Genomic DNA, 18,699 nt, shown 5'->3' on the forward strand with positions numbered 1-18,699 from the left:
AAATCGCTCCTGAATATAACGCATTTTACATTCCCGCATTTGCTTTTAGCGAAATAGTACAAATTAACATAATAATAATAATAATAATAACACCAGCATAATAAATTCACTGTCCAACATGATTACCTAATAACCGGAAAATTTGTAAATTTGGATTATTAGTAAATGCGCCCGCAACTGCTCCTAACATTAAGATGGTAACAACAACATAAAAGATAATTGCTAATGTCATTGTTCAAATAATACTACGACCAATATTGCGTTCTGGATTACAAACATTTTTTCCAATTGTGGCATATGTTTCAAACCCTAAAAAGAAAAAGAAACACGAGGTAAAAGCAATTGAAAAATTAGTTGGATTTAAGGTGGTGTACTTTGGACTAGCATTAACATCTCACGCAGAAGTTCCATTAATAATAAATAAGGCAATCAACGCAATAATCAATAATCCTGTTGAACCTCATTTAATATAACTAGAAGCATTTAAATAACGTTTCAATAAACGCATTCCTAAGAATAATGTAAATGACACTAACATATAAATAGCAATTCCAATTGCATCTCAAATTAAGTTTGCTCAATTGCCTAAAATATCTTTTGTATCAAGAAATGTTCCTGAACCAACAAAATTTAAACGAATCATTGAAACAATTTGTGATGTAACAATAATTGGTAATGTCGTATATTGTAAGAATGAAATTAATCATCCTCAAAATTTTCCAAAATTTGTTCGAACATAAATATAACTAGCACCATTCCCAGCGGGGTGTACTTGTGATAACTTATTAAATGCTCACGCACAAGTTCCGGCCACTAACCACTCCACTAAGAAGATTCAAATCATATGCATCCCTAAAAACTGCCCCGTTTTATCAACTTCTGAAAACATCATTGTTGCATAAACTGAAGTAAAAGCAATCCCACAAGTATAATTAAATCCTAATCAAACTAATTCTGGCAAACTAAACTTCTTGCTCTGAGCAGTCGTTTTCTTTTGTTCTTTCATTTTTTATGGCCTCTTTTCTAATTTTTTTTAAATCTAAAAATATCATATCGTTTTTTCAAATATTTTTAATAAAGTCAATAATTTTTTTAATTATAACAAATAACTTGTTAATGTTTACTTAGTAACTAACAAATTATTTTCAAAATAAATGTTATTTAGCTAACTTTTTCTGTGCCTTTCTTGTTTTTTTCAATTGGCGTAAATTATGTGCTTCTACTAATGTAATGTCCGTTACTTTCTCATGTCCATTGAAAATAATTAAGGCTGTAATTAAACAGAAGATTGGTCCAACAACTCAAATTCATGTAAAGAACATCAATGCAATCATTAATAATGCGCCAGCAATTCGTGCACCAATTTTACCACGTAATGCAAAAACAAAACAAGTAATAAATCCAATTAAAGCTAAGAAGGAAATAAAAATAAAGGCAATTAAGACATGATCATCAATTTGATATTGTTTTATAATTTGAATACTTCTTCTATCATCCACAATTTCATGCAGCGAAGCAGAAATAACATAAAGAATATTGATTCCAATGTTAAAAGTTAACACAATAATACCAATAATAAAACCAGTGATTGTGACCTTATTAGTGTACATCACATATTGAATTGGTACAATTTTAACATTCTTATTACGATAGTAACGGAAGTACAATAAGTTATTAATAAAAATATAAAAGTATTGTAATGACACGGCAACAACACAAATGACAACCAACGCGGTGGCAACCATAATATCCCCACCAGGCTGGAAGTAATTTAAGAAAAAGTATGGAAATAATGTACTCGGATCTTTACCATCTAAATGACGATAAGTCCCTCGTAAAAGAATAATTGTTAAATACAACACCATATATAACATAATTAATCATAAATATTTTTTATGGTGATCTTCATAATAGTAATAATGGTCACCTGATGTTAAAACATAACTAGTAATCATTGTTACTGGCATAATTAAGTGTAAAATAATTGTTGCAACCCAATGATAAGGACGATACTGATGCGCTTGATCTTTTTGACCAACAATTCCAATCCAAAAAACTAACATTGTAATAGTGATGTATGTTGTAACTGCTAATTGAATAATATAATGCGGCTTTGTATTTTTAAATTTTGATTCAAATAAATATAAGAAAAAATATAAGGCGACAATATAGTTTGTTTGCGTTGTAAAAAATGAATAATAATTTGAAACCCGTTCTCCGTAACCCAAATGGGCAAATTTTGGTTGTGGATAATAAATTGCCATTATTAAATCAAGTAATAGAAATAAACTCAGTAAAATTAGCGTAGCTAAACGTAAATAAAAATGTACCCGAGGATTCCATTTAAACATACCAAAACTCCTTCACAGTCAATATAATACTTATATTCTAGCCTTTTTTGCCCTAAATCACAAGTAAATATAACGAAAAAGATTAGGAAATAATATTAAATCTTAATAAAAAGACTTTCTATGTTTAGAAAAAGTGATAAAATTATATTCAAATAAAGAGGGGGATTTAAAATGTTTAATTTTAACAATGAAAAATTAAACCAGTTAATTGTGAGTTATATAAATTACAACATTGACCCTAAGCATGATAATGATTTGCAAATAACAAAGTTTGATAACAGTAATTTATTTTACCAAATTGATACGCGCAAACTAAAAGATAGCACTAATGGGGTTGTTAGTTTTCATTTAACAACATCAGAACAATTCGCAAAAGCTGGTGAAATTATTGATGAATTTTATTCAGAAAAAACACCCTTCATCTGATGTACCATTACAATTGATAATACTCAGGGTGAACGATCATTTTTTAAAAAAAGCGGATTAAATCATTGGCGAACTGGGAACGGAATGTTATTAGATCTCACAACCTTTTCCACAACAGTTGAATTATCAGAAAATGAAAAATTTATTACTGCAACAGATCTAAAAACTTTAAAAGAAATTAATGATACGAAACTTACCAGTGCTAATAATCTTAAGATTGTTAATGACAATGAATTACCGTTAAAAGATTTACCAACACCAACAAGTACTGCTGCTTTGGACCAAACTTGTAATCTTTGTTATGTTGCAACATTAACAAAAGATGATGTTCCAATAGTAACTGGTATTATTTATTTTGAAGCAGCACTTGCTGTGATTGGTGAAATTATTAGTTATGATAACGAACACCCTAATGATGAGAAAAAAATGTTAAACCATTTATTAAATCAAGCCCAAAAAGCAAAATATCAAAGTGTAGGAATGGTTGCTCCAATTGATAAAGTGCCCCTATACCAAGAACTAGGTTTTAAGCCACAAGATTTATATTTCAACACTTATGTTATGCATTATTCAAAATAATGCATTTTTTTATGTAAATAAATAAAATTAATACTGTCGAATAATCTATTTATTACTCATCTTAATTATTTTTTAATGTCCTTTTTCGATCTTGTTTTGTTAACTTTACCATAATAAAAACCTTTCTTTAAAAAAGAAAGTAATTTTCTGAAGCAAAAAAGGTTTCAGTAATAAAGGTTAAATAAATAAGGGTTTACTGGTAAAAACCAGTAAACCCTACCTTTTAAATCTAGTGACAAAAGCAAAGTATGAACCAACACTAATTGTACTAATAAAAATTAAAGTTCCAAAAATTGGTTGGTAAATTGATGTAAATGCTAAGTTCCGATCAACAGAAGGGACAATTAAGAAAAACCCATTCGAATTATAATTACTTTGTGTGTAAAATATATAAACAATTCAAGTAATATATTTTTGTGGAATAAAATAACCAATGATAATTGCTGGTGTTGTTGCATACGATAAATCAATTAAAAAATCACCGAACAATAACGAAAAAATAAAAATTAAGATATTAATCGTTTGCACAATGTAAATATTTTTTAATGAACCAGCAACTAAAAGCGCTAAGAAGAACATTATTAAAATATTTAAAATAATGCCAAAAAGTCAACCAAATCATTGTGAAAATAATGTAATAAAATTAAATCAATTTTGAACAATATGCTCTTGATGGGTTAAGTCAATTAAGAATAAATAACACACTATTAACCAAATAATAGCAAAAGTAATCGTAAATAAAACAATTAATAAAGCTGCCATAAACTGAAGTTTATTTAAACCAAAATTTTTTAAATATTTTAAAAAAACCGAATCTCGTCATTCACAAATGATAAATGAACCTAGAAATAACAAAAACAAAGCAGGAATTAGAGTAAATGATGAAATCATAATATAACGACTTGTTTTTAACATTTGTTGATATCAAAAGAAATAAACAAAAGTAATTAAAATAATTGGGGCAACAACCATATAAATATACGTTCGTGATGTTTTTAAAATCGTTTTAAACATATAACTAATACAACGATTAAACATCTTATAATTTTGACTAATTTTCATCAATGCCTCCTTATGATACCCGAACATTAAAGACAAAACCTGTCGTAGCAATGTTATCATTATAAACGGGTTTAATCATCAACTGAATTATTTGCTGAGTACTTGTTAAATTTTTTAAAAAATAATAATTTTGTGTTGTTTCACCAACTCGATATCATTTATTATCTGCAAAATAATATATTGCATAATAATTAAGATTATTTACATTTTGACTTTTTCAACTAAAACGAAGGTTAAATCATTCCTTAGTTAAATTATGTCGTTTAATGGCATATTCAACTCCTGGATTAGTAATATCAACACTATTGGTTTGCTGATTTGTCGCAGTTGCAATGTTAAATTCACCAACATTAAATTTAAAATTCTTGGTTTGTGGTCGAATTTGTAAACCAATTTTTGAAATCCGATTTGTTTTCTTAACATTTTCAATGTGGTTTAAATCAAATGAAATTTTTACTCACCCATCTTTTAATTTTTCCGTTTTGGTTGGGCTAAAAGTTTGCCCCGATGATGCTCCTGTTGTTTGATTAGTTGTTGTAATTCAAAAGTTAACTTCAGCATTACTGTTATTATTTGAACCATCATAATAAATAAAACTAACTTGATGTTGATTACTACTTAAATTAGTTCCCATAATATCTTAGTAATAAACTTTGGTTTGATCTCATTTCGCTGATAAAACTTTTCCTAAACCATCAAAACCACTACCAATCACAATTGAATTTCCTTTTTTATAAACATTATCGTAATCATACATCCCAGTAATATCATTAATATTTAGAGGCTGTTCCTTTTTTGTTTCATCATAAATTTTCCATTGATAAGTTGGAAGAACATCTGTTAATCGGCGGTTTGTTCAAGGATAATCATTTGCTACAACAGCATTTCCTTGTTCATCACGATCAACAAACTTAATTCCACTCCCCATTGAAAAATTAGTTGATTTATTTAAAATTTGATTTTCATCAAATAATGTTGTTCTTTCTTGTACTAAACTACCAACCCCAAAACTAGTTGAATTATAACCATTATTTGATTCGTAATCATAAATATTTTGTTTAAGAAAATCATTAATTGGTCCCTTATTGTTTACTTTAATGCGTGGATCAGCTGCAAATGCTGATGCGATGAAATCAACCTTGGGATCTAACTTAGTATAATCATTGCATAACCTATTTGCTTGTAAACCCTTATCTTTATCACTAATAAACATATTTGTTCCTGAGTAATGAATCATATTAAATAAATTTGAAACCTGTGTTGCAAATAGAAAGGCTCTTGCTTCATCATGAAAGGCTTGTTTTTTAATTCAATTATAAGCATAGTTTCCAAAAATAGAAGTCCCACTATCCATATATGATGAAAAACTTGTATAAACATTTGGATCAAATGTTGGTCGGCCACTCGTAGCTGATAAAGCATAAGCTAACTGGCGAAAATCATATGTCCCACAATATTTTGCATTTGATCATTCAACAATCATTGTATACAAATCCGATGGATGGTAATTTGGATTTTCTTTTAAAAAGGCTCTCGTTTTATCTGGTGTTTCTCCAAAATGGAATGGCAAGGGTTTTTTGGACAAATTTTATGTAGAGTAAAGATTTTTATATTCAATTGGTGTTAAATAATTTAATTTGCTGTGAATTCGTACATTATTGTATCAATTAACATAGTCAAATAATTCTAATTTAAATTGTTCAATATTTTTAAATTTTCTGTTTTTAATTAATTCTGTTTTTAAAATTTTATAGGTTGATTCAGAAACAGCATTATCATAAGGACAGCCTGGTTTACTATAAGATTTTGCAACATTGTTTTTAGCTAAAAGATTGTAAATGATATTGTTATTAAATTCGCTTCCTTGATCAGTATGAAATATTTTAATATTATCTAAAGAAAAACTAAGCTTTTTAAAAGTATTTTCAACTAATTTGGCATCTTTATGAAAACTAACATCATAACCAATAACTTCACGATTAAATAAATCAATTAGAAAGCACACATAATATCATTTGCTATTGATAGCAACTTGTGTTAAATTACTGACAACAACTTCATGTAGTTTATAATTATTAAATTCTTGATTTAACAAATTATGATATTTGTATGTAGCGTTTTTGTTACTTTAATGTTTATATTTAAGTTTTGTATAATTGGAAATTAAGTTATATCTTTGCATTATTTTACTAATTTTTATTCGTGATAATAAAATATTTTGTTGTGCTAACATAACTTTAATTTTTCTTGTGCCATAATTTTTACGACTTTTTAAGAAAATACTGATAACAGCATTATCAATAGTATGGTTTGATTTAGGATTATTTGATTTCAATTGATAATAAAACGTTGATCTAGGAACTTTTAGTGTTTTGCATAAATTAGTAATTGCATATTTTTCTTTGTTGTTTTTAATAATTACTATTTTTTGCCTATTATCAGTGTGGCTTGCTTTAAAATATCATTTTCCATTCGTAATTGTTTAATTTCTTTTCTTAGATGAATTAGTTCATTTTCTTCTGGGCTTCGATTATCTTTTGCTTTAAATGAACCAGAATTATTGAATTCATGAATTCATTTTCAAACTGTTGATTTACCGACCTGATAGTCACTGGACAATTGTTTTGCTGTTTTACCTGTTTTATAAAGACTAACAATTTGTTGTTTAAATTCATCGGTATAATGATTCTTTGCCATAATTACACCTCCATTTATTAATTTAATTATAATCCTTACTCCACATTATTGTTGTCCAATTTATCTTAACCCATCCAAAATTTAATTGTACTTGTGTTGGGGTAATAACCCCATTTCGTGGATAACCAGTTGTTGTCATTTTAACCGTTTCTACATCATCATAACCAGTTGCACTTTTTGAAACAGTTGCATCATTTCGATAATATATTATTTGTAATTTTTTAACATCTGGGTCAGTGGCGATCCCAACCTTATAATTAAATTCTTTTAAAATTTGATACATTTCATTATAATCTAAAATGGTTCCATTTAGAAAACTCCCATTTGCTTCATTATTAATAAACCATCCATCAAAACCATTATATTTTGCAATTTTAATTAAGATATCAACAATTTTATATGTTCCATCAGCATTACGCGCTAAAAAATCTTTTAACATTTCTCGAGTTAACCCATGATAACCATCTAAAAAAACATTACCATAAATTGGGGTTCCATTAATATGAGCTGCATCAATGACATCAGCAGGCGGTGGGATGATTGATCCTTCAAATCATGAACCTGATCAATTAATAAATTCATTTACATATTGTCAGTTTAAGTTAGTATTTTCAAAAGGATTTTTTGTACCAACAATTGTATTATCAAAAGTCCGATGTTTTCGTGACGAAAATCCTAACTGATTATAATTAACATTCTGATTTTGTTATTTTGAATTAACCGTTGCAACAAAAGTTCGCTGTTGTAATGGGATTTGCCCTTGATTATATTTTGCATCATAATCTGTTGCTGGATCTCAATTTAAAATTGAATTAAGGCGTAAGTACTTTTGGGCAGCTGAAGTAATTCCAAAATCAGCTAAATAATTACCATTTGGCATAAAACCTTTGTTTAATGGTACACCAGTTACCGCTTGTTTCCGAATATTTTGATCCCATTTAAATCCGGTACTAAATTTTGAATAATCTAAATACGAATTTAAATATTGAGGATTAACGGTTCCTAAATCAACTTGATCACTTTTATGATTTAAAATATTTTGTGAATTTTGATTATTAAATAAAAGACCATCACCATATTCTGAACTCTCTCAATTAAAATTAGGTAAACTTTTTAAATAACTACTGCCATCAAGATTTCCAATCGTACAAGCAACAGTTAAAGTAACGGGGGGTGTTATTAATGTAAATAACCCCAAATAAGTAAATATTTTTTTCATCCTATTTTCCTTTCATTCCCCAGTTAAAACAATGTTTTGCCAAGTATCCAAATAAACCAGTAAAAACAACCATCCCCAGTAATGGTTGTCAAAGATTAGTAAATGTAATAAAAGAAACCGTATTATAGTCCTGGATAATTTGATTAATTCCTAACGGATCCATAAACTGATAAGATGTAATTAGCATATTAAATCAAATAAAGTATTTGGCTGGGCACAAGTAGCCAATGATAATAAAAAATCAATGATGATTAGTAATTGTCGGCTGAATTATTACATCTGAAAAAATAATAAAAAATAAGGTAACAATGGCTAAGATTGCAAATGACAAATTACGACTTGACAATGCGGTTGCTAAAAAACATACAAAATAGTTAAAAAAAAGTAAACAAAATAATTCCAAAAAAATATAAAACTCAAATGAATGGCTTAATATTTGACAATAACGCCATTCTAAATCCAAAAATTGGAATTAAAGCATACAAATTATATAACGCAATATTTAATAAGATTGACATTATTGATAATGTTAAATTTAATAAAAAAATAACAAAAATAACATTATATTCTGTTAAATTAATTAGTTTAATTCGTTTTAAAAAGTTCTTTTTTCGTCATTCTAATAAATAAATTCCTAAATAAAAACTACTAGTAAAAACCGAAACGGACAAAAAACTAATTAAAACTGGTGGTAAAACAGCATAATAACTATAAGTATTTCAAAACCATGAACAAATGGCGGACAAAATAACGGAAAAAAGAAAAACAAACATATATGTGCGAGGATTTGTAAAAATAGTTTTAAACAATAAATTATTAGTTTTATTTAATTTTGAAAATAATGGTTTAAGATTAAACTGGATTTTATGATTCATATCCAGCAACATCTTCAAAATAATTAACTAACATTTTCCGTAAACTACCATTATTTTTAATAATTTCTGTAATTGGCTGGTCACTATAAATTTCACCATCTTTTAAAAGCAAAACACGATCACAAAGTAATTCAACTTCTTCTGGTGTATGTGAAACAATTAATAGACCTCTTGCGATACCCTTTTTTATTAAAATATTATTATAAAATATAATTTATGAGGACATAAAAATATGAACAATAATAAATTTAATACTCTTAATGATAGAGAATGGTTAAGATTAACAGGAATAAAAAAATCCACTTTTAATAAAATGTTAGATATTTTAAAAGTTGCTGAAATAGAAAAATTTAAAAAAGGTGGTAAAACTAATAAATTATCATTAGAAAATAGATTATTGATGACTTTATTATATTGACGAGAATATCAGACTTATTTTCATCTTGGTAAAAGTTTTGATATTAGTGAGGCTAATTGTTATCGTAATATTAAGTGAATTGAAGATATTTTAATTAAAAACTCTGATTTTCAACAACTTGCTGGTAAAAAAGCACTAATAAATGATTATTTTAATGATAAAACTATTATTATTGATGCTACCGAAACTCCAATCCAACGCCCAAAAAAAGACAAAAACAATCTTATTCTGGTAAAAAGAAAAAACACACGATCAAAACACAAGTAATTATCGAACAAGAAACCAAAAAAATTATTGCAACAAGTTTTTCGCTCGGAAAAAAACATGATTATGCTTTATTTAAAGAATCAAAAATCCCAATTTTAAAAAATACCAAATTAATAGTTGATAGTGGTTATCAAGGAATACAAAAAAATCACAATAATGTTCTAATACCTACAAAGAAAACAAAGAAAAACCCTTTAAACAAAGAACAAAAGCAATATAATAGACTAGTTTCAAAAATGAGAATTATTATTGAAAATATTTTTGCTATTCTTAAAAAATTTAAAATTATTACAGAAAAATATCGTAATCGAAGAAAAAGATTTGGTTTAAGATTTAATTTAATTGCCTCAATTTATAATTTACAATTATTATATTTAACATAAAATATTTATTTAAAATTAAATAATTTAAATAATAAATTAATTTTTCGTTGTGGAAAAATATTAAATTTTTAAATAAAAAACATAATTAATTAAAATTATATTTTTCTATTAGTATCTTTTTTACAAATATTTGCAATTTTTTAACAAGTAATGCAAGAAGTCTAATAAATTAATTTTTTTTCGTCTTTTCACCTTTTTAAGAAATTAACAAGTTTAATTTGCATTTTTAAATCCAACCCTGTAACTAATTCATCTAAAACAAGAATTTCTGGATCATTTAGAATTGATAAAAAACAATTAAAACGTTGACGTTGCCCACCAGACAAAGATGAAATTTCTTTCTTCAACAAATTCTTCAACTCAAAAGCATCAATTAATGTTTGTCCCTCTAAAGTTGTTAAATAACCACGTCCTTTATAAAATTTAATTAAATCAATTGGGGTTGTTCCTGATGGTCAATAGCCATCTTGAAATTGTACTCCAATTGTTTTTTTAATATACTTCTTGCGATACCCTTTTTTATTAAAATATTATTATAAAATATAATTTATGAGGACATAAAAATATGAACAATAATAAATTTAATACTCTTAATGATAGAGAATGGTTAAGATTAACAGGAATAAAAAAATCCACTTTTAATAAAATGTTAGATATTTTAAAAGTTGCTGAAATAGAAAAATTTAAAAAAGGTGGTAAAACTAATAAATTATCATTAGAAAATAGATTATTGATGACTTTATTATATTGACGAGAATATCAGACTTATTTTCATCTTGGTAAAAGTTTTGATATTAGTGAGGCTAATTGTTATCGTAATATTAGACTTCTTGCGATACCATTTTTATTAAAATATTATTATAAAATATAATTTATGAGGACATAAAAATATGAACAATAATAAATTTAATACTCTTAATGATAGAGAATGGTTAAGATTAACAGGAATAAAAAAATCCACTTTTAATAAAATGTTAGATATTTTAAAAGTTGCTGAAATAGAAAAATTTAAAAAAGGTGGTAAAACTAATAAATTATCATTAGAAAATAGATTATTGATGACTTTATTATATTGACGAGAATATCAGACTTATTTTCATCTTGGTAAAAGTTTTGATATTAGTGAGGCTAATTGTTATCGTAATATTAAGTGAATTGAAGATATTTTAATTAAAAACTCTGATTTTCAACAACTTGCTGGTAAAAAAGCACTAATAAATGATTATTTTAATGATAAAACTATTATTATTGATGCTACCGAAACTCCAATCCAACGCCCAAAAAAAGACAAAAACAATCTTATTCTGGTAAAAAGAAAAAACACACGATCAAAACACAAGTAATTATCGAACAAGAAACCAAAAAAATTATTGCAACAAGTTTTTCGCTCGGAAAAAAACATGATTATGCTTTATTTAAAGAATCAAAAATCCCAATTTTAAAAAATACCAAATTAATAGTTGATAGTGGTTATCAAGGAATACAAAAAAATCACAATAATGTTCTAATACCTACAAAGAAAACAAAGAAAAACCCTTTAAACAAAGAACAAAAGCAATATAATAGACTAGTTTCAAAAATGAGAATTATTATTGAAAATATTTTTGCTATTCTTAAAAAATTTAAAATTATTACAGAAAAATATCGTAATCGAAGAAAAAGATTTGGTTTAAGATTTAATTTAATTGCCTCAATTTATAATTTACAATTATTATATTTAACATAAAATATTTATTTAAAATTAAATAATTTAAATAATAAATTAATTTTTCGTTGTGGAAAAATATTAAATTTTTAAATAAAAAACATAATTAATTAAAATTATATTTTTCTATTAGTATCTTTTTTACAAATATTTGCAATTTTTTAACAAGTAATGCAAGAAGTCTAATCTTTTCATATTTATCATTAACAAACATTACCTTACCAGTTGAAGGTTTTAAAACACCAGAAATAATTTCAACTAAAGTTGTTTTTCCACTCCCATTTGCTCCTAAAAAAGCAACTGATTCACTTTCTTTAATCTCTAAATTAATATCTTGTAAATTGTAAACCAAATGCAACATTTTATGAAAAATAAAGTGTTTTTTTATTTTTATATTAAAAAACACAAATTTATTTGCATTATTCATCGGATAGTATCTTTAAATTTAGAACTTTTATCATAAAAACAGATTAAATTCTGTTTTCCCTACACAAAATAAACGATATTTTTTATAAATCCTTTCAATAAAGGTATTATCCGATGAATAATGCAGCACTTAAAATTTAATATTTTGATGCTTAAAGATGGACAACCCATCTATGGCACGAAGCTTTAAAGAAAGTGTGAAAGCGATTGGATTTACTCCTATTTATTTCTTTAATTTTCGACAAGATTAATCCCTTGTGAAATGTCAGAGCGCGTGTTTTTTGCTTGTTTTCATAAAAAGAGTGCTGTTAAACCGAAAAAAACAATATCTGACACTAAAAAACAAGAGGGTTGGAACTGCAAAAGGTTGTTTTCTTTATATAAAGTTGTCTAGGGATGGATGAAGCGTAATTAATAACTGGGTAAATTTGTTTTACTTCCGTTGGGGGGATAAACTCTGTTTAAATATAAAGTTTTAGTATCGCCTTCCACCTCACTTCGGTGGTGGGTGGTGGCGAATTAAGCTAATTAAATCAAAATATAAATATTCTTACTAAATATCAAAAAATATTAACAAACAAAGGGGTTTTCTGTTTATTTAACAAAATAAAAAGAAAGGAATGAAATATTATGCAAGAATATAAAAGTAAATATATTAATAAAACTTGAAATGAAATTACAACTTCGTTTGATTGAGTTAATTGTAACCTTATTAATTGTCGTATTTTGCATCACAAAAATCATTATGATTTACAATGTTTAGAATGAGCAAAAATGTATTTAAACTTATTTGAAAATAAATGAGATGTTATTAATTCATATATGCAACATTACAAAATTAATGACATTTTAGATTTGGCTGCCGAGGGTTGAAAAATATTACAAATTGAGAAAAAAATCAAACAAATAATTTAAAATATATTATTGCAATTGATCCTGCCGGAATTGGGAAAACTGGGATTATTATTTATAATGTTTTGCAAAAGAAAATAATGAATAATATTACTTTTCATTCTAACTCTGAAGAAGAAGCAATAAATAATATCTATTTAATATTGAATAAATTTAAAAATCAAACCTGTTCTTATTTAAATAAAGTTATTGTAATAATTGAAGATTATCAACTGCGTAAGGGATTAAAAATAACAAATCCATTATCTACGCCCAAATTCATTGGTGGTTTAAAAGTTTTATGTAAATATCTATTTAATTTAAATTATATTTTACAATCGCCAGTTGTTAAGAAAAATTATCTTTATAAAGGAAATATTAAAATGACTGAGCATAAATATGATGCATGAAAACATCTACAATATTTTTTAGCAAAAGGGGGTCTTATTAATGCAGCAAATAAAAAATAATTTATCTAAAACATCAGTAACTAATAAAACTAAAATAAAAAATAAAAAGATTAATAAATTGGAATTAACTGTTAGATTGCATGAAAATCCTATTAAAACAAAAATTAAAGCACTGGTTGCTGGTGGCGTTGAAGTTGATGCTTGTTCTGCTAAATGTCAATGAGACGGATTAAATTACTCAACATTATCAATATATAATCCCTATATTTTAACTGAGTTTTTGAAATTAAAAAAAGATGATGAGATAAAAATTAAAGGCTCAGTATTTAATCAGTTAAATATAAAAACTAAACGCTATTTTTTGTCTTTTAGAGTAGATAGTTTTGAAATTATAAAAAAAGCAATTAGAAAAAGAACAAATACAAATATTAAAAATTAGGAGGAAAAACAATGGAATTAAAAAATGTAAAATATGTTCTTATTAATGAAAATAATGAACCTATTAAAAATGAAGATGGTAGTTTAGATATTAAAACTGCTGAAATTATTTTAGAAAATACTTCTGAAGTTGAAGAATTTAATGCAAGTAATTTAGAAAATAATAATCTGCAAATCAACGAACTACAAACAAAAAATACTGAATTAACTTCACAAATTGAACAACAAACAATTCAATTAAAACAAATTGAAGTAATTGATTTTATTAATTCTTTAACTGATAATGAAGAATTTAAAAATATCTTACTAAAATCTTATGATATTAGTGGTGATATTGAAATCATTAAAGCACAATTGCAAAATGTTTATGATGAATTAATTAAGGTACAAACAGTTAATACTGGTGGCGTACCAAAAGTAGAAAACAAAGAAAACAATATTTTAGATACAGATAATGTATTTAATAAATAGAAAGAAGGAATAAATTATGGCACAAAACCCACAAAGAATTTTCGGATATATTGCTAATCAAGCAACACAACGAGATAGAGAAACATTTGAACAATGATATTTACAAACTTATCAACAAAAATTTAGTTGAGAAGCTTTATTTGCGTGAAAAGAGGCCAATAAATTTGGTTTAACATATAAAAAAAAGAAAAATATTAAATACAATGAAGGTATAGGAAATGAAGGACAATTATTTAATACTGATGATAATTTATTAAAATACTCAACAGTAGAATTTGAAGATGGAATTGTTGAATTAGATACAATTTTAACTTTTGCTCGTAAATTAGACCCCGTAGAAAGTGATTTTAATCCTAATCTTTGAGCGGCCGATATTGAGCAAGCAATGGATACGGAGGTTGCTTATAAAAGAAATAAAATTTTAGAAATTATTAATAAAGGAGCTATTACAACTATTCAAGGTAAAAAAGCAGATGATACAAACGCTTTACAAATCCACGATGAAATTATGGATAAAATATATGAAAATGGTTTTACTCCATCAGAAACAGTTGTATTGGGTTCGGCTGATTTTATTCGTGGAATTCGTAATAAATTACAGTTACAACTTGGAGCAAACGACCAAATAAATAGCGTAATTTCAACAAGTGGAGCAATGAAAACTGTTGAAGGAACAACATACTATATGGTTCCTAAAAAATTACCAATTATTAATAAAGATGGCTCAGAAGGAACAATTAGCCTATTACCTGATGATGTTAATGCAATTGCCTTTAAGTTTAGTAAAAAATATGACCCGCTTATTTTACGAAAAAAAGACCATACTCCATTAAGGGTTGGTGCTGCGGCCTTAGGTACTGGAATGGGTAATACTTTGATTATGGAACGTGTTTTATATTTGGGTGGCGCCGTAATTGAACCGAAAGGAATTATCAAACACACGTTTGTTACTGTTAAAACTGATATTAGTAAAATTCATAAATTAGATAAACCAACCATTAGTATATCAGACCCCAAAGACGCTAGTGAGGGATGATTAAAACCACAATTTAAAGATGTTATTCTAAAAGCCGTAAAAGCAATAAATAATTCTTTAACAGAAAATGATTTTAATTATTCTATTACACCAAAGGGTGAAGACTGACCAATTGATATTACAAACAATAAAATTATTGAAGTTGTAATTAAAGGTAAAAACAACGCTACAGGTCAAACAAAAATAATTGAGACAGAAATTAAAAATTCTTAATAGTACTAAAAAATAGTACTTTTTTGGTTTATAAATTATGTCCATAGGAACAAGCAAAACTGCTCTTATTTATGCTGTTAAAAAAACTCCGACCAGATTATCTACACAGCAAAAACAAAAAAGTTTTGGTTTACAGTTATTAGAATTTTTAGGAATTCAAGTTTTAGCCCTTGGTTTATCAGTTTTAACTGGTGGTATTGCTTCAGCCGTTGGATTAGGAGCAGGATTATCTAATTTTGCCGCAGCATTTATCTCATTTGGAGTAGAAACAGCAACTGATTTTGCTGTAAATCAAATATATGATAAATTAACCTCAGAAGTGACAACAAAAAGTACTGCCTTAAATTTGTTACCAGCAATTGGTGGAGTTGGTAAATTAACGCGTGCTGCTCGAACAACTAGAATTTTAAAATTAGCAAAAGAAACTAAACTACTTGAAAAAATAGGTGTAATAACTGCTAATAATTTAGAAGATGTTGTAGGGCAAGTTACAGGTAAAAAGATTTTATCTGATAAATTAATATTTGATTTTACAAAGCAGGCTAATAATGAAACTTTATTATATACAATTGGTAAATTAGCACGAAATGATTTTTATAAGGGTTTTAAAGTTTCTAATTTAGAAACAATTAATAATTTATTAAAAATTGAAAAAAATATTCAAAAAATAAGCCCTAAATTAGTTCAAAAAATATCACGCGTAAATGAAAAAAATGCTAATAAATGATTGTCTGAATATGGGTTAAATATTGATAAAATAAGCAAAATTAGTACTAATGAATGATATAACATTATGGCTAATCTTCATAAAAAAGGTGTTGGTAAAAACCTACTATTAAATGCTAATTTAATGCGGGGCAGTAAAATATATAATAATAAATTATTAAATATCTTGCACCAAACACCAATTAAATTAAATAAAATTTTAAATCATTTAAACCCAAATTTTTATATTCAAAAAGTAACTAAAAAATTATTAGCCCCCATTGAAAAACAAATAATTACAATTAAACAAAAAGTAATTAATAAAATTACTGAGCAAACTAAAAAAATATTGTCTAAATTTGAAACTAAGGCTATTCAAAAAGGACAATTATTACCCTTTGCTTATGGTTCTGATGTTTTTTTAGCAGTAAAAATTGTTCCTTTATCAGTTGCGGGCGAAGTTGCGTTAACAATATATTATAAAAATCCTCAGTATGTTCCAATTGTTGTTATGACAACTTTAATAAAAGCAGAACAGTTTGTTTTATCCACTGAACCGTTTAAATTCTATATGAACAGCGAGTGGTTTATTGGTTGAGGATTTAAAAAAACAATTTTGTTTAATTTAGTTTCTTTTGCTCCACTTGCTTATCAACAAGTAGTAAAAGATAGTTATAAAATATATCGGACTATTGCTAAGATATTAAAATTGCAAGAACAATTTAAAAATCATTTTAATAAAGATAAATTGTTAAATACGCTAGAAGATAGTGCGATTACTAGTTTATTGGGTAATGGACTAGTATTTCAAACATACAAACAACTAAGAACAAAACAAGATTTAAACAAAACAATTAAAACAAAAACATTACTAAATAGTAAAAAATTTATATCAAAGAAAATATATTCTAAAAAAAGTAAATGGTAAGGAGATGATTAAATGTTAAATGAATTATGACAAAATGTTACTTTGGAAAATTATAATAATTTTATTCCAATGACAGGTAAAATTACACAAGTTCCAGTTCGTTATAATAAGTTCTTTAAAGGTGATGTAGGGTTATGATTTAAAACATTTGCTTTAAGAGCCCAAAATATGATTAATTCATATTTAAACTATCCATTTTCAAAATTAAAGTTTGAAACATTTAAAGACCCATTATTAAAGAAAATTTGTATTAATATGGTGTTTATTACGATTGAACATTGAACATTTAACCGCATTCCAATTGAGTTTTTTACTTCGGCAAATATGAGTGTTGGTGATATTAATTATTCTTCACAAAATGACCCTATGGCAACATGACAATGTCTATTGCCTACTTATGCAAAATCATTGGCTAATTTAACAACTTTAAAGAAAATGTTTCGTACTTTTCAAAAAGAAGATATTGATTTAACAATGATAGATTTAGAAGCATATTATACACAATTAGAAGTTGATGCTTTAATAGAAAAAGAAAAAATTAAGATTGACAATAAAAGTATTGTTAAAAATAACAATAATGAAATAAATGTTCCATTTGATAATAAAACTATCATTAAAAATGATGATGGAAAAATTGAAGTTTCAGATTTAAAACAAAATAAAATTACTTTAATGTCAAACGCCAGTAAAAATAATAATGCTGATTTTAATGTTGAAACAGGGGAATTAAGAATTTGAGACCCTAGTTTTGGTGGAAGTAAAATAGTTGCGAATTATGATGTTATCGATGGTGGTGTTGCAGGAATTGAGAGTACAGATGATACCTTTGGTACTACTAAATATATTGATAAATTTTATTTACAGAAAAAAGATTTACCTAAAATACCAAATGATTGAGAAGTTGTTAATACTAGTGATTTTGTTCAAGATTCTAAAGGATATAAAATTAAAAATTTTAATAAGTCAGAATATTATTATCGTTTATGGTGTTATACAACGCTTGAGATAGAACTATATATAATTACGCATATAAATTTTAAAGGTCAATTAGCAAGTGGAATATCATATGGAAATAATCCAAGTGGTTGAATTACCATTCAATTATTTCCTGAAGGTGAGTTTAAATTATCATCAATATCAAATAGTGTTGAAATTAAAGGATTGTATATTGAAAGAAAAAAAGTAAGTTAGGAAGGAGA

29 protein-coding genes are annotated in these 18,699 nt (G+C 26.1%); 14 read left to right on the forward strand and 15 right to left on the reverse strand.

Annotated elements, in window-relative coordinates; genetic code table 4:
- Positions 1 to 25: 25 nt before the first annotated feature.
- Both MSROBK_RS07035 and MSROBK_RS07040 read right to left on the reverse strand, forming a co-directional pair.
- Positions 26 to 1,006: an APC family permease gene (locus MSROBK_RS07035; protein ID WP_052443522.1), complete on the reverse strand. Its 981-nt coding sequence runs from the start codon at positions 1,004 to 1,006 to the stop codon at positions 26 to 28.
- Between the two features lie 151 nt (positions 1,007 to 1,157).
- Complete coding sequence (locus MSROBK_RS07040) at positions 1,158 to 2,264, reverse strand: hypothetical protein (protein ID WP_227991181.1); 1,107 nt, start codon at positions 2,262 to 2,264, stop codon at positions 1,158 to 1,160.
- A 258-nt stretch (positions 2,265 to 2,522) separates the two neighbouring features.
- Between MSROBK_RS07040 and MSROBK_RS07045 the strand changes: the two genes are divergently transcribed.
- Positions 2,523 to 3,356: a hypothetical protein gene (locus tag MSROBK_RS07045; protein ID WP_040093752.1), complete on the forward strand. Its 834-nt coding sequence runs from the start codon at positions 2,523 to 2,525 to the stop codon at positions 3,354 to 3,356.
- A gap of 216 nt (positions 3,357 to 3,572) precedes the next feature.
- On the opposite strand, the gene MSROBK_RS07050 is transcribed toward MSROBK_RS07045, so the two are convergent.
- The 7 genes from MSROBK_RS07050 to MSROBK_RS07080 form a co-directional block, all read right to left on the reverse strand.
- Positions 3,573 to 4,418, reverse strand: coding sequence for a hypothetical protein (locus MSROBK_RS07050; protein ID WP_040093753.1), 846 nt, complete (start codon positions 4,416 to 4,418; stop codon positions 3,573 to 3,575).
- 10 nt (positions 4,419 to 4,428) lie between these two features.
- Positions 4,429 to 5,052, reverse strand: a complete 624-nt coding sequence (locus MSROBK_RS07055; protein ID WP_040093754.1) for a hypothetical protein — start codon at positions 5,050 to 5,052, stop codon at positions 4,429 to 4,431.
- Positions 5,053 to 5,058: 6 nt separating this feature from the next.
- Positions 5,059 to 6,003 carry a hypothetical protein gene (locus MSROBK_RS07060; RefSeq protein ID WP_159373225.1) on the reverse strand — a complete coding sequence of 315 codons (945 nt, stop codon included), beginning with the start codon at positions 6,001 to 6,003 and terminating at the stop codon, positions 5,059 to 5,061.
- Between the two features lie 3 nt (positions 6,004 to 6,006).
- Positions 6,007 to 6,513 carry an IS3 family transposase gene (locus tag MSROBK_RS07065; protein WP_084218025.1) on the reverse strand — a complete coding sequence of 169 codons (507 nt, stop codon included), beginning with the start codon at positions 6,511 to 6,513 and terminating at the stop codon, positions 6,007 to 6,009.
- A 33-nt stretch (positions 6,514 to 6,546) separates the two neighbouring features.
- Complete coding sequence (locus tag MSROBK_RS07070) at positions 6,547 to 6,753, reverse strand: IS3 family transposase (RefSeq protein ID WP_084218027.1); 207 nt, start codon at positions 6,751 to 6,753, stop codon at positions 6,547 to 6,549.
- A gap of 86 nt (positions 6,754 to 6,839) precedes the next feature.
- Positions 6,840 to 7,115 (reverse strand): IS3 family transposase, encoded by a 276-nt coding sequence (locus MSROBK_RS07075; RefSeq protein ID WP_040093310.1) that lies wholly within the window; start codon positions 7,113 to 7,115, stop codon positions 6,840 to 6,842.
- A gap of 22 nt (positions 7,116 to 7,137) precedes the next feature.
- Positions 7,138 to 7,689 (reverse strand): endo-beta-N-acetylglucosaminidase, encoded by a 552-nt coding sequence (locus tag MSROBK_RS07080; protein ID WP_227991551.1) that lies wholly within the window; start codon positions 7,687 to 7,689, stop codon positions 7,138 to 7,140.
- Here MSROBK_RS07080 and MSROBK_RS11760 point away from each other — a divergent pair.
- Entirely contained in the window at positions 7,631 to 7,804 is a 174-nt protein-coding gene (locus MSROBK_RS11760) for a hypothetical protein (protein ID WP_227991182.1), read from the forward strand. The genes MSROBK_RS07080 and MSROBK_RS11760 overlap by 59 nt on opposite strands.
- 17 nt (positions 7,805 to 7,821) lie before the next feature.
- On the opposite strand, the gene MSROBK_RS07085 is transcribed toward MSROBK_RS11760, so the two are convergent.
- From MSROBK_RS07085 to MSROBK_RS12160, 4 genes are all read right to left on the reverse strand, one after another.
- On the reverse strand, positions 7,822 to 8,334 hold the full coding sequence (locus MSROBK_RS07085) for a lipoprotein (RefSeq protein WP_040093757.1): 513 nt from the start codon (positions 8,332 to 8,334) through the stop codon (positions 7,822 to 7,824).
- A 1-nt stretch (position 8,335) separates the two neighbouring features.
- A complete protein-coding gene (locus MSROBK_RS07090) occupies positions 8,336 to 8,521 on the reverse strand; it encodes a hypothetical protein (protein ID WP_133165065.1) in 186 nt (61 codons plus the stop codon).
- A 187-nt stretch (positions 8,522 to 8,708) separates the two neighbouring features.
- Positions 8,709 to 9,209: a hypothetical protein gene (locus MSROBK_RS07095; protein ID WP_040093758.1), complete on the reverse strand. Its 501-nt coding sequence runs from the start codon at positions 9,207 to 9,209 to the stop codon at positions 8,709 to 8,711.
- Positions 9,199 to 9,321, reverse strand: a complete 123-nt coding sequence (locus tag MSROBK_RS12160; RefSeq protein ID WP_258267079.1) for a hypothetical protein — start codon at positions 9,319 to 9,321, stop codon at positions 9,199 to 9,201. The genes MSROBK_RS07095 and MSROBK_RS12160 overlap by 11 nt, the downstream gene beginning before the upstream one ends.
- A 120-nt stretch (positions 9,322 to 9,441) precedes the next feature.
- On the opposite strand from MSROBK_RS12160, the gene MSROBK_RS13935 reads away from it, so the two are divergent.
- Both MSROBK_RS13935 and MSROBK_RS13940 read left to right on the forward strand, forming a co-directional pair.
- On the forward strand, positions 9,442 to 9,894 hold the full coding sequence (locus MSROBK_RS13935) for an IS5 family transposase (RefSeq protein WP_040092446.1): 453 nt from the start codon (positions 9,442 to 9,444) through the stop codon (positions 9,892 to 9,894).
- Positions 9,879 to 10,277, forward strand: coding sequence for a transposase family protein (locus MSROBK_RS13940; protein WP_242441474.1), 399 nt, complete (start codon positions 9,879 to 9,881; stop codon positions 10,275 to 10,277). The genes MSROBK_RS13935 and MSROBK_RS13940 overlap by 16 nt, the downstream gene beginning before the upstream one ends.
- Positions 10,278 to 10,438: 161 nt before the next feature.
- On the opposite strand, the gene MSROBK_RS12255 is transcribed toward MSROBK_RS13940, so the two are convergent.
- Complete coding sequence (locus MSROBK_RS12255) at positions 10,439 to 10,774, reverse strand: ATP-binding cassette domain-containing protein (protein WP_084218031.1); 336 nt, start codon at positions 10,772 to 10,774, stop codon at positions 10,439 to 10,441.
- Positions 10,775 to 10,842: 68 nt separating this feature from the next.
- Here MSROBK_RS12255 and MSROBK_RS07110 point away from each other — a divergent pair, with 68 nt between their 5' ends.
- The 3 genes from MSROBK_RS07110 to MSROBK_RS13950 are packed head-to-tail and all read left to right on the forward strand — an operon-like array spanning position 10,843 to position 12,003.
- Positions 10,843 to 11,148, forward strand: coding sequence for an IS5 family transposase (locus MSROBK_RS07110; RefSeq protein ID WP_052443524.1), 306 nt, complete (start codon positions 10,843 to 10,845; stop codon positions 11,146 to 11,148).
- Positions 11,149 to 11,167: 19 nt separating this feature from the next.
- Complete coding sequence (locus MSROBK_RS13945) at positions 11,168 to 11,620, forward strand: IS5 family transposase (protein ID WP_040092446.1); 453 nt, start codon at positions 11,168 to 11,170, stop codon at positions 11,618 to 11,620.
- Positions 11,605 to 12,003 (forward strand): transposase family protein, encoded by a 399-nt coding sequence (locus MSROBK_RS13950; RefSeq protein WP_242441474.1) that lies wholly within the window; start codon positions 11,605 to 11,607, stop codon positions 12,001 to 12,003. Before MSROBK_RS13945 ends, MSROBK_RS13950 begins: the two co-directional genes overlap by 16 nt.
- Before the next feature lie 85 nt (positions 12,004 to 12,088).
- On the opposite strand, the gene MSROBK_RS07120 is transcribed toward MSROBK_RS13950, so the two are convergent.
- Positions 12,089 to 12,409 (reverse strand): ATP-binding cassette domain-containing protein, encoded by a 321-nt coding sequence (locus MSROBK_RS07120; protein WP_040093759.1) that lies wholly within the window; start codon positions 12,407 to 12,409, stop codon positions 12,089 to 12,091.
- A 629-nt stretch (positions 12,410 to 13,038) separates the two neighbouring features.
- Here MSROBK_RS07120 and MSROBK_RS07125 point away from each other — a divergent pair.
- From MSROBK_RS07125 to MSROBK_RS07155, 7 genes are read left to right on the forward strand one after another with little or no spacing between them, the layout of a single operon-like run.
- A complete protein-coding gene (locus MSROBK_RS07125; protein ID WP_040093760.1) occupies positions 13,039 to 13,323 on the forward strand; it encodes a hypothetical protein in 285 nt (94 codons plus the stop codon).
- A complete protein-coding gene (locus MSROBK_RS07130; protein WP_040093761.1) occupies positions 13,278 to 13,769 on the forward strand; it encodes a hypothetical protein in 492 nt (163 codons plus the stop codon). Before MSROBK_RS07125 ends, MSROBK_RS07130 begins: the two co-directional genes overlap by 46 nt.
- Entirely contained in the window at positions 13,750 to 14,148 is a 399-nt protein-coding gene (locus MSROBK_RS07135) for a hypothetical protein (protein ID WP_040093762.1), read from the forward strand. Before MSROBK_RS07130 ends, MSROBK_RS07135 begins: the two co-directional genes overlap by 20 nt.
- Before the next feature lie 11 nt (positions 14,149 to 14,159).
- Positions 14,160 to 14,618 carry a hypothetical protein gene (locus tag MSROBK_RS07140; protein ID WP_040093763.1) on the forward strand — a complete coding sequence of 153 codons (459 nt, stop codon included), beginning with the start codon at positions 14,160 to 14,162 and terminating at the stop codon, positions 14,616 to 14,618.
- 16 nt (positions 14,619 to 14,634) lie between these two features.
- A complete protein-coding gene (locus MSROBK_RS07145) occupies positions 14,635 to 15,867 on the forward strand; it encodes a hypothetical protein (RefSeq protein ID WP_040093764.1) in 1,233 nt (410 codons plus the stop codon).
- A 37-nt stretch (positions 15,868 to 15,904) separates the two neighbouring features.
- Complete coding sequence (locus tag MSROBK_RS07150) at positions 15,905 to 17,500, forward strand: hypothetical protein (RefSeq protein ID WP_040093765.1); 1,596 nt, start codon at positions 15,905 to 15,907, stop codon at positions 17,498 to 17,500.
- Between the two features lie 12 nt (positions 17,501 to 17,512).
- Positions 17,513 to 18,691: a hypothetical protein gene (locus MSROBK_RS07155; RefSeq protein ID WP_040093766.1), complete on the forward strand. Its 1,179-nt coding sequence runs from the start codon at positions 17,513 to 17,515 to the stop codon at positions 18,689 to 18,691.
- Positions 18,692 to 18,699 lie beyond the last annotated feature (8 nt).

This window comes from Spiroplasma poulsonii, assembly GCF_009866525.1.
GTDB classification, from domain to species: Bacteria; Bacillota_I; Bacilli_A; order Mycoplasmatales; family Mycoplasmataceae; genus Spiroplasma; species Spiroplasma poulsonii.